This window comes from Lentilactobacillus parabuchneri DSM 5707 = NBRC 107865, assembly GCF_001435315.1.
In the GTDB taxonomy this organism is placed as follows: Bacteria; Bacillota; Bacilli; order Lactobacillales; family Lactobacillaceae; genus Lentilactobacillus; species Lentilactobacillus parabuchneri.
Genome location: NZ_AZGK01000025.1, coordinates 1 through 15,752, shown reverse-complemented (window position 1 = coordinate 15,752; position 15,752 = coordinate 1). Strand labels below are relative to the sequence as shown.

The 15,752-nt window shown below is 40.0% G+C and carries 14 protein-coding genes and 1 CRISPR repeat array; of the genes, 2 read left to right on the top strand and 12 right to left on the bottom strand.

Annotated elements, in window-relative coordinates:
• Positions 1-420 precede the first annotated feature (420 nt).
• The 8 genes from FC51_RS11745 to FC51_RS11705 all read right to left on the bottom strand — a co-directional run bounded on the left by FC51_RS11745 (position 421) and on the right by FC51_RS11705 (position 9,662).
• Positions 421-1,098, bottom strand: coding sequence for a FadR/GntR family transcriptional regulator (locus tag FC51_RS11745; RefSeq protein ID WP_057911370.1), 678 nt, complete (start codon positions 1,096-1,098; stop codon positions 421-423).
• A 112-nt stretch (positions 1,099-1,210) separates the two neighbouring features.
• Positions 1,211-2,545: a gluconate:H+ symporter gene (locus FC51_RS11740; protein WP_057911369.1), complete on the bottom strand. Its 1,335-nt coding sequence runs from the start codon at positions 2,543-2,545 to the stop codon at positions 1,211-1,213.
• Between the two features lie 91 nt (positions 2,546-2,636).
• Positions 2,637-3,281, bottom strand: coding sequence for a bifunctional 4-hydroxy-2-oxoglutarate aldolase/2-dehydro-3-deoxy-phosphogluconate aldolase (locus FC51_RS11735; RefSeq protein ID WP_057911368.1), 645 nt, complete (start codon positions 3,279-3,281; stop codon positions 2,637-2,639).
• Position 3,282: 1 nt separating this feature from the next.
• Positions 3,283-4,332 carry a 2-dehydro-3-deoxygalactonokinase gene (locus FC51_RS11730; protein ID WP_162261247.1) on the bottom strand — a complete coding sequence of 350 codons (1,050 nt, stop codon included), beginning with the start codon at positions 4,330-4,332 and terminating at the stop codon, positions 3,283-3,285.
• Complete coding sequence (gene dgoD / locus FC51_RS11725; protein WP_057911366.1) at positions 4,310-5,458, bottom strand: galactonate dehydratase; 1,149 nt, start codon at positions 5,456-5,458, stop codon at positions 4,310-4,312. Before dgoD ends, FC51_RS11730 begins: the two co-directional genes overlap by 23 nt.
• A gap of 954 nt (positions 5,459-6,412) precedes the next feature.
• Positions 6,413-6,634, bottom strand: coding sequence for a hypothetical protein (locus FC51_RS11715; protein WP_057911364.1), 222 nt, complete (start codon positions 6,632-6,634; stop codon positions 6,413-6,415).
• Between the two features lie 17 nt (positions 6,635-6,651).
• Positions 6,652-7,497 carry a hypothetical protein gene (locus FC51_RS11710; protein WP_057911363.1) on the bottom strand — a complete coding sequence of 282 codons (846 nt, stop codon included), beginning with the start codon at positions 7,495-7,497 and terminating at the stop codon, positions 6,652-6,654.
• Between the two features lie 762 nt (positions 7,498-8,259).
• Positions 8,260-8,532: a CRISPR direct-repeat array (repeat unit 29 nt; unit sequence GGGATCACCCCCACATACGTGGGGAATAC).
• Between the two features lie 254 nt (positions 8,533-8,786).
• Complete coding sequence (locus tag FC51_RS11705) at positions 8,787-9,662, bottom strand: class I SAM-dependent methyltransferase (RefSeq protein WP_057911362.1); 876 nt, start codon at positions 9,660-9,662, stop codon at positions 8,787-8,789.
• A 191-nt stretch (positions 9,663-9,853) separates the two neighbouring features.
• Between FC51_RS11705 and FC51_RS11700 the strand changes: the two genes are divergently transcribed.
• Together FC51_RS11700 and FC51_RS11695 are read left to right on the top strand one after the other, a co-directional pair.
• Complete coding sequence (locus FC51_RS11700; protein ID WP_099046965.1) at positions 9,854-10,876, top strand: DNA adenine methylase; 1,023 nt, start codon at positions 9,854-9,856, stop codon at positions 10,874-10,876.
• Positions 10,877-10,993: 117 nt separating this feature from the next.
• On the top strand, positions 10,994-11,680 hold the full coding sequence (locus FC51_RS11695) for a PD-(D/E)XK nuclease superfamily protein (protein WP_099046988.1): 687 nt from the start codon (positions 10,994-10,996) through the stop codon (positions 11,678-11,680).
• Positions 11,681-11,927: 247 nt separating this feature from the next.
• On the opposite strand, the gene FC51_RS11690 is transcribed toward FC51_RS11695, so the two are convergent.
• Genes FC51_RS11690 through FC51_RS11675 form a run of 4 tightly spaced genes read right to left on the bottom strand, consistent with a single transcriptional unit; the run spans position 11,928 to position 15,539 of the window.
• On the bottom strand, positions 11,928-12,653 hold the full coding sequence (locus FC51_RS11690) for a winged helix-turn-helix domain-containing protein (protein WP_057911360.1): 726 nt from the start codon (positions 12,651-12,653) through the stop codon (positions 11,928-11,930).
• Positions 12,654-12,689: 36 nt separating this feature from the next.
• Positions 12,690-13,175 carry a hypothetical protein gene (locus tag FC51_RS11685; RefSeq protein WP_057911359.1) on the bottom strand — a complete coding sequence of 162 codons (486 nt, stop codon included), beginning with the start codon at positions 13,173-13,175 and terminating at the stop codon, positions 12,690-12,692.
• 1 nt (position 13,176) lies between these two features.
• Complete coding sequence (gene dcuC / locus FC51_RS11680; RefSeq protein ID WP_057911358.1) at positions 13,177-14,586, bottom strand: C4-dicarboxylate transporter DcuC; 1,410 nt, start codon at positions 14,584-14,586, stop codon at positions 13,177-13,179.
• 20 nt (positions 14,587-14,606) lie between these two features.
• Positions 14,607-15,539: a nucleoside hydrolase gene (locus tag FC51_RS11675; RefSeq protein ID WP_057911357.1), complete on the bottom strand. Its 933-nt coding sequence runs from the start codon at positions 15,537-15,539 to the stop codon at positions 14,607-14,609.
• Positions 15,540-15,752 lie beyond the last annotated feature (213 nt).

Sequence of the window (15,752 nt, the reverse complement as noted above, 5' to 3'; positions counted from 1 at the left end):
TACGCCTCTAAGCTTAGTAGTTTTTCTGTAACATTATAAAATTAAAATTTTTTCTTTTGAAACTGATCTTAGATAATCTTTACACTCCACAATCATCAGAATTTAAACATCATTTTGCAAATAGTTAAAAAATATATCAATTCGATTAGGAGTTTGTGCTTCACCAAGAAATGAACATCATGTTCAATATCTGAAAATAGCCCTCTGTTTCTCCAGCTTTTCGATCAGTCTTTTACAAAATAATTTATATTCTTCGCCACGTTTTAGTGTTTTATAGCCCCTCCGTTGACCACACATCCGCAATCAGAAACTACACAAAGATTTCATTTATAAAGATATTTGCACCATCCATACAATTCATCTATTAATTAATTACAAACCGAGATAACTACCATAATTATCTAAAAAACTTCAATAAATTTATGGCTGCTTTTCCATCCTCCGTAACGGCTCAATCATCGCCCGAATATGCATCCCCATCAACCGCTTAGCCTCATCAGCATCCCGCGTTGCAATCGCTGTGGCAATGAGCTGATGGTACAAAGAGGCTTTGGTCCGCATATTGGGTAATGTATTAGTCTTCTCGCGACTCTCAATCTGATAGTTCTCCAAAGACTTCAACATGATTTCTAATGCTGGTTGATTGGCCCCCTCAGCTACCAACTGGTGAAATGCCAAATCAATGTTCAAGAAATCTCCACCAGTGCGCATCTCCTTGTCCATTCGTTCAGACAAATCCTGCAGCCTTTGAATAATGGTTGGATCAGAGTTCTGAGCACAGTAATATGCCTGTTCGGGTTCCACCAGCAATCTAGCTTGAAGTAATGATAACAGTGGCAAGCTTTTGACTTTAACGTCCCCCATGGCATTCACCGAATTTGGATCATTTCGGACATAAATCCCCCGGCCATGTTCGATGCTAATCACATTTTGATTTTCCATTGACTTCAGAGCCTCGCGCATTGACGTGATACTGACGCCCATTTGTTTCGACAATTGTTTCATGGTTGGCAGACGCTGACCCGGCTGCCATTCGCCGCTCAGAATTTTTGCTTGTAACTTATCGACTGTCTGTTGATAAACGGATAATTTTGCCATAACTTTCTCCTTAGTTAACCCAATGCTCTTTAAAGGAATCATAACCCAAAAAGAAAACAATGACCAGCTGATAGTTGGCCATTGTATCCGTTTACATTTTTATATAACTTAATCAAACGACTAACGAGAGTGCAAGGACCGACAGCAATCCAGCAATCGCAAGAACACTTGTTAATGTCGTCCAAGATAGGAAAGTTTCCTTCAAAGTGAGGCCAAAATACTCTTTAACCATCCAGAATCCGGCATCGTTAACGTGATCGGCGAAGACACTTCCAGCACCAACTGCAAGGACCATCAAGGCTGGGTTGACGCCAGTTGAAGCGATCATTGGGCCAACGAGTCCTGCAGCCGTTAACGCGGAAACAGTTGAGGATCCCAAACTGACACGAAGAACAGCAGCAATTAGCCAAGCGGCAATTAATGGTGACATATGAACACCCATGAAAATATTTGATACATAGCTGGCAACGCCATCATCAACCAACACCTGTTTGAATGCACCCCCACCAGCAATGATAAATAACATCACTGAAATTTGCTTAATTGCGCCTTCAAGGGTATTACCGACCTGCTTCATTGGAATCTTCTGAAGAACCCCCATGGTAAATAAGGCAAATATCAACGAGATCAACATGGCAACATCAGGGTTACCGATGAATTTAACAACATTCAGCAAGCCACTTGACTTTGGTAAAGTAAACTCAAAAATTGTTGAAACACCAATTAGAATAACGGGCATCATGGAGGTCAAAACACTGATTCCAAACTTAGGGGTTTCTTCAAGCTTAAATTCTTTAAATTTACCAAGTGCTGGAATCTCTGTCGTAATTCGATAAACCTTTGGATACAGTTTATGCAAGAAGTGATTAAATACTGGTCCGGAAATAATAACCGTTGGAATCGCAACAATAATACCGTAGATAATAACCTGCCCAATATTTGCGCCAAAGATGCCAGAAATTGCAGTTGGTGCCGGGTGGGGTGGAATAAACCCATGCATGACATTCAAGGTCGCCGCCATTGGAATCGCTAAGGACATCAGTGGCATGTCGATTTCTCTGGCAATGATGAAGATAATTGGCAGTAAAACAACCAAACCGACTTCGAAGAATAGTGCTAGCCCAACAATAAATGATGCCAGAACAACGGCAATTTGGATATGTTTTCGACCAAATTTGGAGATCAACGTGTGGGCGATTCGGTAACCACCACCGGAGTCCGAAACCAGCTTACCGATCATTGAACCCATCCCAAAGATGATCGCAAGTTCGCCAAGTTGATCACCAATTCCAGTTGTAATGATCGTTGGCAGCTTGGTCAAGGGAGTTCCCAGGAATAAGCCAACCACGAAAGCCGTGATAACCAATGATACAAAGGTATTGAGCTTGAATTTTGTAATCAATAATATCAGCAAAAAAACACCAAGTGCGACAATTATAAGTGGCATGTGTACGTACCTCCAATACGTTAAAAATCACTTTCAACGGTTGTTCGTTGAGATTCAACAGAAGAAAGTGATTTTGAATCATTAATGTGATTTATTTCGCATATTGAGCTTCTGTTGGTTTAATCATATTGAGAAAGTTTTCGATAGATTCACGAAGACCAGCTTCATTCAAGCTCTGAACATCCTGCTTATTGAAAAAGTTTGAACCAACTCCTGCATAGCTGGCACCATTCCAGAAAAAGTCCTGGACATTCTTTAAGTTAATGCCACCTACAGCCATTAAACGGCGCTTACCCAGTGGTCCTTGAACTTGCTTAAACATTTCAGAACCGACAGTGACAGCAGGAAAAATTTTGACAATGTCAGCACCCTTTTGAAATTGTGTGTACACCTCCGTTGGTGTCATGGCACCAGGGATTGTGAGAACATGCTTGTTTTTAGCCAATTCATAGATATCATCGGTAAACTGTTGTGGGCCAAGCATGAATTGGGCACCTGCCGCAATGGCCTCTTTGGCGTGCTGAAGGTTTAACACCGTTCCAACACCGATGTATACTTTGTCGCCATATTGCGCGATTCCGTCACGGATAACCTGCAAATGATCGGGGTTATTGGTGGTAACCTCCACTGCAAGCTTGTGATCATAATTACTCAGAATTTTGATAATCAACATTGCCTGCTCATAGGTATACCCGCGCATAATTACCGTTAATTTGGGATAGTTTTCAACTCTCATATTATTTTCCTCCTGTAAGTTCAAATATTTGTCGCTGTTCTGCGATCTCAATAGCACCGCGGCCAGCTAAATTAGCTATTTCTTTTGTAATCACGTTTTCGGTTAAGTTGTCATCAGCTTGAATCAATATCTTCAACGCATCTCGTAGCCCCGGCTTGCCTAAAATGACTATTGGTTCGTCAGCTTCAAGAGAGAATGCTTTGGTATTGACCAAGGCATGGATATCGTTTTCAAGTACCGCACCGAGAAGATAGTTGGCTCGTTGGTTTCTTGTGAAATCCGAGTACATTCCAAGCAATCTAACAATAAATGCTGTGCGCCCTAGTCCGTTCTCTTTGGCAGTACGCGCTCCCAACACTAGAGAATTCCGATCAAGTTGATCAACAAACTGTGATTCCACTGAATCGGCTAGGATCGACTCTTTAGTTAACAAGTCCAGAAGTTCACCAGTCATCGATGTAATTGATCCGACAATTTCGCCATGTTCATTGATTTTCATCATTTTGGTGTGAGATCCTGGGAGAATGATCAGCGCTGGTCCATCAATCCCGAGGGCTTTGATGGCACCGATGGCCTCAACTTCTTCACCACGGACAACATCCATATTTGGGATGGTTTCCGGGGAAATATCACGATCATTATTTTTGACGCCCGGGATAAACCAAATCGGTTGATCAAAGACGTCAGGGATCGTGACACTTTGCATCCCATCGGCAAGATCTGATAATCCAACCGGTGCTGTTAAGTGAGGAATTTCAACTAAGCCTAAATTAGATGTGATCATTCCCGAGGCAACTGCAATAATGTTTTCTGTAGAAGTAATCTGTTGTTCTGCCAAAACGGAATCTATGCAAAGCTTAATTGCCTGCTTTAATTTCGTTTTGCTTCCGGTTATTGCAGTATCACGGACACCGACCGGCTGCTTAGCCATCGCTGTTACATCTCCGTGTTGCCACAACACAACTCTTGTATTGGTGGTACCAGTATCGATGGTGATTATATTTTTCATAGTTTTCACCTCATGTTTTTTACCATTCAGAAATGGTGCCATCTTCATGCCGCCATACTGGATTGCGCCAATTATGTGATTCCTTGGCCTTCTCTTTTACCAGCTCTTCGTTAACTTCAACACCCAATCCCGGTCCTTGCGGGATCTTGACGTATCCGTTGTCATATTGAAAGACTTCCGGATTCTTAACGTAATCCAGGAGATCATTTGTTTTGTTGTAGTGGATTCCAAGGCTCTGTTCCTGAATGACTGCGTTATATACGGTTGCATCAACTTGGAGACATGCTGCCAATGCGATCGGTCCAAGCGGGCAATGAAAAGCAACCGCAACGTCATATGATTCAGCCATTGAAGCGATCTTCTTGCATTCTGTAATTCCACCTGCATGGGATAAATCCGGTTGGATAATATCCGCGTTCCCACTCTCAAGTAAATGCTTGAAGTCCCAACGTGAGAACATCCGCTCACCGGTTGCAACCGGCGTCTTAACAAGCTCGGTAATCTTACCCAGATCCTCGTTATTTTGTGGCAAAACAGGTTCTTCCATGAACATTAGGTTGTAGGGTTCCAGTGCCTTGGCTAAAATTTTGGCCATCGGTTTGTGAACTCGGCCATGGAAATCAACTGCAATTCCAAAGTAAGGCCCACAGGCATCTCGGATGGCTTTAACCCGAGCAACCACATCATCAATCTTTTCATAAGAATCAATCATTTGGAGTTCATTGGTAGCATTCATCTTGATTGCGGTAAATCCTGCTTTTTTACGCTCCAGAGCAGCTTGGCCAACATTGCTTGGGCGATCGCCACCAACCCATGAATAAACCTTAATTGAGTCACGAACGGCACCACCCATCAATTGGTACACAGGCGTATTAAATTTCTTACCTTTGATATCCCAGAGGGCTTGATCAATTCCGGCAATGGCACTCATTAGGATCGGACCGCCACGATAGAATCCAGAACGATACATTTTTTCCCATGCATCCTCAATCTTTAGTGGATCCGAACCAATCAGTTGGCTCATTAATTCATGAACAGCAGTTTCGACAGTTGCGGCCTTTCCTTCAATAACAGGCTCGCCCCATCCGGAAATGCCTTCGTCAGTTTCAACCTTTAAGAACAGCCAGCGCGGTGGAACAATATAAGTTTGAAAATCTTTAATTTTCATCATTGATATCTCCTCAAATAAATTTAGATATTAACATCGGTAGATTGATGCTATCTATTTCATAATCATAGTATCTTTTTATGGAAGCGCTGTCAATAATAAACATTGATCTTTTTTCGCAATTCCTGTGAGGATTCAGTTTCGATCTAAGGGGATCATTTACTATACTGTCAAAGATTACCGTATATCTATGTAATTGGACAAAAATGATGTTGGTTCATTTCTGGTGCTTGCTTAAATTCATATTTACTGAATTTCTTCGTATTTTGAAGCACTAATAAGCATATAGATAGTATCTATATAAAGTGACTAAAAAGCTCCCCATAATCACCGGCAGCTTTTCAGTGATCATGAGGAGCAATACATCATGAAGAATATTAAAGTTTCACTTGTAGGGATTATATCAACGTGCTGGGACCATTGGCTGAATGCTTATAATAACACGGTCTCGATGAATAAAGGTCCGAGAAAGGCCTGCAAATAGTCACGTTAAAGGATCCGTGGAGAATACAGAAATGGCTTGCTCTTCGCCACATTAATATCTTTAACGTGGCTGGATGAGCTGGTGGGAACCCGAGAATAAGCGCATCTCACCAGATAAATATTTAATTCGCTGTTCCCTAGTAATCTGATTGGTTGTTAGAAGCATCTGATTGACATGAAATGGATCGTGTCGACAAACTGGTTCTTTAACCCATATTTTTGAAAACGCAACGTCATGAAACTTGGTAGTGGAAAAAGTGTGGTATCTTAAAAAGCTGAATTTCAGTCGTCCCATCTTGGCGTGGGTTAATCCACCACAGGAAAATTAAGGGATGCTTTTTCGTTCCATAATGATACTTTAGACGCTTAATAAAATTACCAATATCCGTGGAAATTAGAAGCCGATTGAGCTCATTATGATCCAAATCTGTCGATGACTGAATCTCGTCGAGTGGTACAAACTGGTGAACTTCAAAAGTAAGCACAAGTCAACCAAATTTTACTAATGTCCCCTGTAAAATTAAGCGTAATCAGTTTCCGCAAGTGACCGATCCCTTTGCGGGTCCCTTCGAGATTACGTGTTTCTGGACGCTTGTGGTGGTAGTTCTTAACTTGACCATCACGCATATCTAAATAATGATCATAATCTAAGCGTCGAATGGTTGCTTGTGGTTCCTTGATTGTTTCTGTCATGATGTTTCATCCTTTCTTTACTCGTATTTCGTCCAACCACCAATCCGTTGGTTTTCCCCCGGGTTATAAACTTGAAATCGATTAGCCATCTCCCACATCGAACGATGTGATTTAAAGAATTGGACCGTTGCCGGCGGTGACCATTTAAGTTCCGGTGTATAAATGGTGTGTTTAAAGTGATGCATCATCGCGTAACCATCCTGCTGAACGGTACTTGTCGAACCCCCATTGGGATCGTCCATATGATAATTAACGGCAATAGGGATGTTTTTATAATTGTCATGATCATAATAACGGATAATGGCGGGGAAATGGTCCGGATTAAAAACGTCGCCTTGCATGGAAAAGACATTAGTGGTGACGTATGAGTTATTCTTATCCGATGGATAAATAACCCCACTCGTATTATTAGCATAGGTTCGCATGTTGGTATCGGCTAACGTATCTATTGATAAAGCATTCATATCCACCATGACCGGATAGCCGCTGGTGTTGTCGACATGAATATCAATTCGACTATCGATGTCGTTTCCAGCGGGTTCAGAGAGTGAAAATGAAATTTTAACTTGCTTGGCGATCGATGAATACTTCGGATTGTCCAGAATATCAACGTATTGAACAGTGGAACCCTTAGCCGGTAGGCTAGTTTTCGTAGTGGACGCCATGTGAGTTGATGATGGAGTTTTTGCAACTTTAGTTGACGAACGGGAAGCGGATTTTCGCAAGGTCGCTTGGCTTGTTTGTTGAGTTTGGGGTTGAACTTGACTCTTGAAATACCAAGTTGTGACGCCGCCCCCAATCATAGCCGCCACAATTAACGCCAAAACTATGAGCAGTTTTGAATGATGTTGACGATGTTTCATAGACTGGTCCTCCTTTTGGTAGCCCTTTCATAAGCAACTGAAGTTTACCAATAATTTTAAAGAAGTCCAGCATTTTAGCCGAAAAGATTCCATTCCTTGCATCAGCATGAAGAAAAACCATTCGGTGTGGGCAGCGAAAAGTGGCTCTTTCATCATTAATCAGTCTACTAACGAATCCCTAAAGGACCGTTCCGGCTATTCACCGCCGGATAAATTAAATTTATTGAAATAAATTTATAGTCAGCCGATTGGGCTATCCGCTGTTCAACACGATGGGAAGAGTGATGAGTGGTTTTCCACGCCACTCAGCGATTGACTCTCTACGAAGATAATATAGCACGTAATAATGATAGTGCCTATTAGCTTGGATTTATATGCTAATTCATCCTCATAATAAAAAAACATCCTATTTGGATGCCTTCTTGGTTGAGCTAACAGTTCGTTTACTAGTACTTGTGGTCGCTTTGGGCTTAGATGTTAACCCAAGTTCTCCTAAATCCCCGTTGGTCATAACTTCTTTAACTGTATCACCCCCACATACGTGGGGAATACTTGGTTTCTGCGAAGTTCACGGCCCCAATTGTAGGATCGTGGGGAATACGTGAGATAGTGGGCCAAGAGGTCAGAACGGATGGGATCACCCTCACATACGTGAGGAATACCTAAAGGGAGAGTAACTAATGAATCAGATAACGGGATCACCTCCACATACGTGGGGAATACACAAACTCAATGACCGGTGAAACGGTCTTTTTNGCCCTTGGGATCACCCCCACATACGTGGGGAATACACCGTAGTTTGCCACCCATAAATTAGTTTTGAGGGATCACCCCCACATACGTGGGGAATACCGGATAATCTTAATGACATGCGCAAGAAGGACGGGATCACCCCCACATACGTGGGGAATACTGATACCAGTAGGCTTATCGACAACTACTTGAAGGATCACCCCCACATACGTGGGGAATACAGCATCTAGCTTCAACGGTGTAAAAAGCCCTAGGGATCACCCCCACATACGTGGGGAATACACTAAAGAAACGCTGCCATTAAGCCATTTGAAAATAGCAAAACACTCATTTTCAATGACTTTTAGCTTTAAGTTTAATTGATCGAAATCATCTAAGTGTTGGCATACATTATCCAATTTACGAGGAATCCATTCCTTATCACAGGAGAATTCTTTTTCGCAAACTACTAAACTCAGTTTGACACAGTATTCAGCAAAAATTAGGAACATGGAGAAACTTATAGATTCTCATCAACCAAATTCAAAGGACCCAACCTAGCTAATATCTAACGTATAAGTACCTTTTTTGACACGTTTAAATCCACTAGCACGGAGTGTTTTCCGTATTTTCGCTTTCCAATCCGAAACACTTTCAGCGCGCTTACATCCTTTTAAAATATCATACAACTGAGCTAAAGTGGCCTGCCCGCCTAGTTCTTGAATAGCAGACTGAACTAAAGCCCGCCAGGTTACTCGGTTCATTTCTAGCAGATTATAGTGAACATCTCTCGTCCACTTAACATCAACCTGCCAAACACCTATCTTTTTGAAAACTAGTAAATGCTCATGGGTAATTGGAATGAATTTGCCGTTGTATTGATACTTAGAGGATTCGGTATTAAACTGCTGCTTTATAAGATGGCTTTCTAGCACCCCAATCCAAGTCATATCTTTAACAATAGAATAATAATGACCTTTTTTGCGAACATCGCCAATTAATATGGCATGTCTGCCACCAACAGTCAAGGCGTTATATATTTTTTCGTTCACTTGATCAAGCTTAAAAATAAATTCTTCATAACTTGAATTGCAGGAAAGATCTGTATCAGTATACTCTCCACGGACTTTATTGTAGTCAATTATCGACCAATATGGAGGATGACTAAAAATGAAATCGGACGATCTTGGCAAATCATCTTTCAATGCATCCCATCCATTATTAAGATCAAGGTGAATACTATCTTTATACCCGTACTCTGCCGCAACATCTTCTCCGGTACCACCTCCAGAAAAAACTTCAATAAAATTATCAGGATGATAGGTGTCCAGTAGATCTTTGATAACATGCCCCGAACAATTCCCTCGATACGTGTTATCTCCCCAATGCCCTCGATGAGGGTAACTGAGAATTGATGCATTTAATTCAGACATTTGTAAGCTCCTTTGTACTATATCAAACAGCACTATCTGTTAACGGCAATACCAACTTCAATTTTGGATTTACCATATATATTAACTACGTAATTTAACTAAAATAACCTTAGCAAATGCAATAAATATCGTTGTGAGTTTTCGTATTTTATGATAAGATTAAATCATAAAATACGAAAAAAGGGGATCCAATGGCAGCTTTAAAGGAAATCACAAAATTAAATGGGTTAACATTAAAACAATTAGCATCCGGTTCCGAAATTCCTTACACTACATTATCATCAACCGCTCAAAAACCGATAGATGCATGGTCCCCACAGATTAAAACTGCAGTCGCCAAGACCCTTAAGATGACGGTCCTCGACTTTGAAAAAGCGATGAATGGTCGAGCCCTTTCGCCATTTATTAAGTGGGTCGGCGGAAAACGCCAGTTGCTTCCCAGCTTAGTGAGTTATTTGCCTGAGAGCTATAATCATTACTACGAACCGTTTGTTGGTGGGGGAGCACTATTTTTACGCTTAGCGCCAAAGGTTGCCAGTATAAATGATTTCAATGAAGAACTCACCAACACTTGGCAAGTTGTTAAAAACAATTTAGACGGTTTAAAGCAAACACTGCAAGTCCATCAGGCTAATGACAGCAAAGAATATTATCTAAATATTCGCAGTGCTGACCGTGATGAACGCTTAGTTAAAATGACAAATACTCAAAGAGCGGCTCGGTTTATTTATCTAAATAAGGCCGGCTATAACGGATTATGGCGTGTTAATTCTCATGGTCAAAATAATGTCCCCTACGGTAGCCATAAAAATTTGAATTTATTATCTGAGAGTTTAGATACCGTTTCCCAATATCTAAATGATAATAGCATCACGATTACCACTGGAGATTATCAATCTGCGGTGCAAAATGCCGTCCAAAATGATTTGGTTTATTTTGATCCGCCCTATGTACCAGTTAACTTAACTTCATCATTTACCACGTACACAAAAACAGGCTTTGGTGAGGTTCAACAAAGGCAACTCAGAGATTTAGCCTTAACGTTAGCTAAGCGTGGCGTCAAAGTAATGCTGAGTAATTCTGATACGGAGTTGGTCCATCAGCTATATGCTGATCCAGTTTTTAAACTTCACCAGGTCCAAGCGAAACGCTTTGTAAACAGTAATGCTAAAAAACGGGGCAATGTGGGGGAACTAATTATTACAACTTATTAAGTCGTTTTTATCAAATCAAGGCCTACCTTTAAACGAGGTAAGTCTTTTTTACTATTGTGTAGAACATTCATTATTCGTATAATTGAAGCAATTACAATGAACAACGAGGTGTTCTATTTGAAAAAAGGCGGAAAGGGTGGCGCTAACACTAATCGGGGCGGCTTGGAATTTGAAAAAGAAACCGATTTAGCAGCGTTTATTCAAAGAGACTTAAGTGACAAGTATACCTTACTTCCCTATGAATTTAAGGAACCAGTTATTAAAAGCTCGTCAACAGCATATCAAATCTATCGCAACGATAATTTAGAAACGCCAATTGGCTTGATTACCAAGCAATTCCAATTTTACAATGGGCTGTGGGATCTTTATCATCTAAAGAACATTAATCACAAGCAATGGAAACCAGATGAAGTCTTCTTTAACTTGGAAACTAATACTGTTTATATTGTGGAAAAGAAATGGCAAGAAACTGCTGGCAGCGTTGACGAAAAAATCTTTGGCTTTGTTAATAAGCGCCGCTTATATCAAAACAACTTTAATCAGAAGACTCATGAACCAAAACCCACGGTGGAATTCTCCGCTTTATTTAATTCATCCTGGTGGATTTATGGAATTAAAGATGCAGCCAACAAAGGGATTAAGGACTTTACTGCTTATCCCCGAAAGAATGAAGTGGCTTACCAAGATTACTTTGACAACCTAAGAATTGATGGCATCAAAATCTTTTTCGACACCTATGATTATTGGTGGTTTGGTTTAGAAGACCCCGTGGAAAATCCAGGACACACTCAAGGTAGCAAATAGGTTAACATCAATTGACCAATCTAAAAAGTATCAAAAATTGCCAGTTATAATGCTGACAATTTAATAAGCATGTCCTTTCAAATTTTTAGGCATATTGATTACAGTAAGTAATGCTGTACTTTTAAGATAAACACAGGTTTGAAACCGTTATTATATATAAAAAAAGGCCTTATTCTTTGTTGTCCAAGCATTAATGCTTGACTACGAAAGAAATAGGTCCTTTTTATATCGGCGTTTTCAACTCCCCTTAATTCCTTCCCTGCTCCGGATACCTCATTAATGTTGTGCGAAACAGCGTTGAGGGAATATAGTACTTATTTTGAGCAATCATTGATCCATTAACTTCAAATAAGTCTTCAGTCATCAATATCAACGATGGACTGCGTACAAATTTTCTTTTAAAAGTGTTAGTAGGACGATCTGATATTGCAATCGTCATTCGGGAATTGACAACCTTCTCGTAAATATCTTTTTCCAAGAATTGAATAAATTGATCCCTATTGTCTAAATCCACTCCAAATTCTTCGACAACTTCAGGTAAAAGAATCGATAAATTATTAGCTATATTTTTATCCTGATTCTTATACCAAATGTTTAGTGTCAAGTAGTTTGTATCTTGAACCCCGAATAGCTTATCAGTAAACTCACTACTTTTATTATTGTGATAGTAAACTTCACGGTCGGTAATATCGATATTTAAACTTTTGGCGACAGGGCTGTCAAGAAGTTCAATTCCTTGATAATTATTGGCTTCATCAGTTTGGGTAACAAAATGCCCTTGACCATGAACACTCTGAATAACGCCATCTTCCTTTAACAAGGATAGTGCTGTCCTGAGTGTAACCCGACTCACGTCAAACTCGGTTGATAATACTTCTTCTGATGGGAGCTTTGAACCAGGTGGAAACTGCATTTGTTTAATCATCTTCAAAATTTGATTGTAAACTTGTACGTATTTGGGAGAATGATGCATCATCTTATCGTCCTTAACTGTATTTTTTAAGAGGTTCTACAAATATTTTTGAAATGTGATAAATTTACCGAATTTTGACCGTTCTTTCATGATCAGTTCGTTAACTGGATTAAAATGTTCTCTTGTCAGTAAATGAATCATGGGCCGGTTAGTATGATTGGTCGTAACTTCAACTACTGACGCTCGTGTTCGTGTAATCACATCATCAATCATATACCGGGCTAATCCTTCACCTGATATACTTGAACGCACCATTAATCGCTTTAGGAGACATTTATCCGCATGCTCAATTATTGTAACACAAGCTTTTAAACCCGGGCCATAAAACCATACCAATCCGTTTTCAATATCAGAGCGGACAATTTGTTCATTAGGATAATCCTTGGTCCATTGATAAACATTATTTTGAATCATTTGTCGTTTAGCATCCCTAACTAAATCCATGATGCTATCAAGATCCTCCCCAGATGCTCTACGACGACGCTCCATACTAACATCAACTGCTATATTTTTATTCATCATTTTATTGGAAAATCATCAGGGACATGACAAGCATCATCAATACCCCAAATACCATTGGGACAGAAGTTCGCTTAACAATTTGAACCGGTGAAACTTTAGTTGTGCCGGCAACAATTAGTACTACTGCGGCAACGGGTGACACGGCTCTGAGCAAGTTACCCGCAAGTTGCATGGGAACTGACAATGCAACTGGGTCGATTCCTGCAGCCTTGGACAACGGAATAATCAATGGGATCATAGCGAACAAAAGCGCCGTCCCACTCCCACTCAAAAGAACAATTACAGCTGTGAAGATAACCATAATGACCGGTAGAATAATTCCTGAGCCACTCATATTCTTCATTGAGTTTTGAACTAAGTCAATAATTCCAATTGACGTTAATCCCTGAACAAATACCTGAGCAGATACCAGCAAAGCCACAATGCTCATAACACTTCCCATACCATTAAAGAAATGACTAGTCTCTTTCAATACATTCGTAAAATTAGCTTTGTACAAGAGTTCCACAATCACAGCAACAATAAAACTAATAATACTTACAACTTGAACGCTAAGATTAAGCTTTGTCCCCATGGCAATATTCATAAAGAATACAGCCAACAGTAAGACGATTGGCAGAAGTGGTAATAATCCATATACAAATCCCTTAAAGCCGGTATAGCTTACCCCTTCACTTGGCGTATTTTCATCAATATCAGTATTTTGCGCGAGCTCTTCAGTGTAACTCAACTTCTCAGGTGAACGCTTATCTTCGTGTTTCTGCCAGAAGTAATGAATTATGGCAATTGCCAACAGTGTTGGAATTGAAACAATTGCATGATGCTGAAATACATAGTCTGTGACAGGCATATGAAGTTGTGCAGCAATTGCAACATTATCGGATCCCAATGGAGTTGGTATAATAGTTGCAGATGTTCCAATAATCGCCGCAGCGCTTAATCGCGACATACCAGCTGTTCTCAGAACTGGGTATAAAGTCGCTAACAAAATAATTGCCAAATTTGAAGCGCTTGGAATAACAAGGGACAACAAATTCCCAATTAAGAAAACAATTGGAATCAAGATATAAACCGATTTAATCTTTGAGATTGGTTTAGTCAGCGCATGCACAGTTACTTGATTTGCACCAATGTGACTCATGTATGCACTGTATCCACCCAGAATTAGGATAACGAATCCAGGTCCAACTAATGTACTTGAAAACTGGTCGACAATTGCCTGGAACGGATCAAATGCGGTTGCCCCAGTTGTCATTGTGACAACAACTTTTTTGCCCATAATAATAGCAACATACATTAAAAGCAACCCAAGGGAAAGTAAGGTCATTTTAATGTCATTTTTCTTTAATAACATATAGACCAGAATTCCCACAGCGATTAAACCAATAATAATGACTAATATTGTATTCATTTTAATCTCTCCTAATTTTGCTAAATTGTCTTAGCAATTTCTTCGACAAACCACTTTTCAAATCCCTCTGCGTCAACATTCACGGCTACAGTCGCATTATTAGGCAAGTCCAAATAGCCCTTAAGATCAATGAGTGATGCACCGGCGGTATATCTACCTGTTGTTTCAATTTCAATATGTGTTTCAACTTCTTCAAATAGGTCGGGTCTTAGTACCAGTGCAACGGCTAACGCATCATACATATTCAACCCTTTATTGAAGCTACCTCCACGGTATTTGGAGAATAATTTGTAGAACATATCCCCAACCTTCCCCAGTGACTTAATTTTCTCTGAGATATTTGGCATGATCTTTGCCTGTCGGCCAACTTCCATAGGAGCAACTCGTATCTTTAGTCCACTAGTAAACACAATTTTTGCCGCTTCTGGATCCGTCGCAAAGTTGAACTCTGAAAGAACTCCAAAGTTTCCACGACCTAAGCTCCCACCCATTAAAACAACTTCTTCAATGTTTGCGAGATCATCAGGATACTCATGAATAAATAACGCGATATCAGTCAAGGGCCCAATCCCAATTAAAGTAACTGGTTGTGTACTATCGTTTACCACACTATGCATTGCAGCTGATGCAGTCATACTGTTATCTACCGGTAGATTGACCTCAGGAAAGGGATATCCATCCATTCCAGTTTTACCATGGACACCGCTGGCATCTTTTGCAGCCCTCAGCAATGGCTTACGACTACCGGGAACTACTGGGATTGATTTATCAAAAAATGTAAGCAGCTTTTGAGTATTTAAAGTTGTCTTTGACAGACTGACATTTCCAGAAATAGGACAGATGAGTTTAACATCTAGTGACAAATCAGAAGTTGCGATTGCAATTGCGACGGCATCGTCGATTCCCGGATCCGTACTAATGATAACTGGAGTACTTGTAGCGTTTTTTAGCATTATATTTATCTCCTTAAATGTTTTTCAAATATCAGAAAACGTTTTCAGGAATATTATACAACGTTGTATTAAATAATACAACGTTGTATTTTTAATAATGTTTATGAGAACCCTAAACAAAAAAATCTGCTTTACCCGGATGGTTAGTCCGGTATGTCTTATAAAATCAAAATATATATTTTTACACTAATGTAAAAGGCACCCGTAAAATGT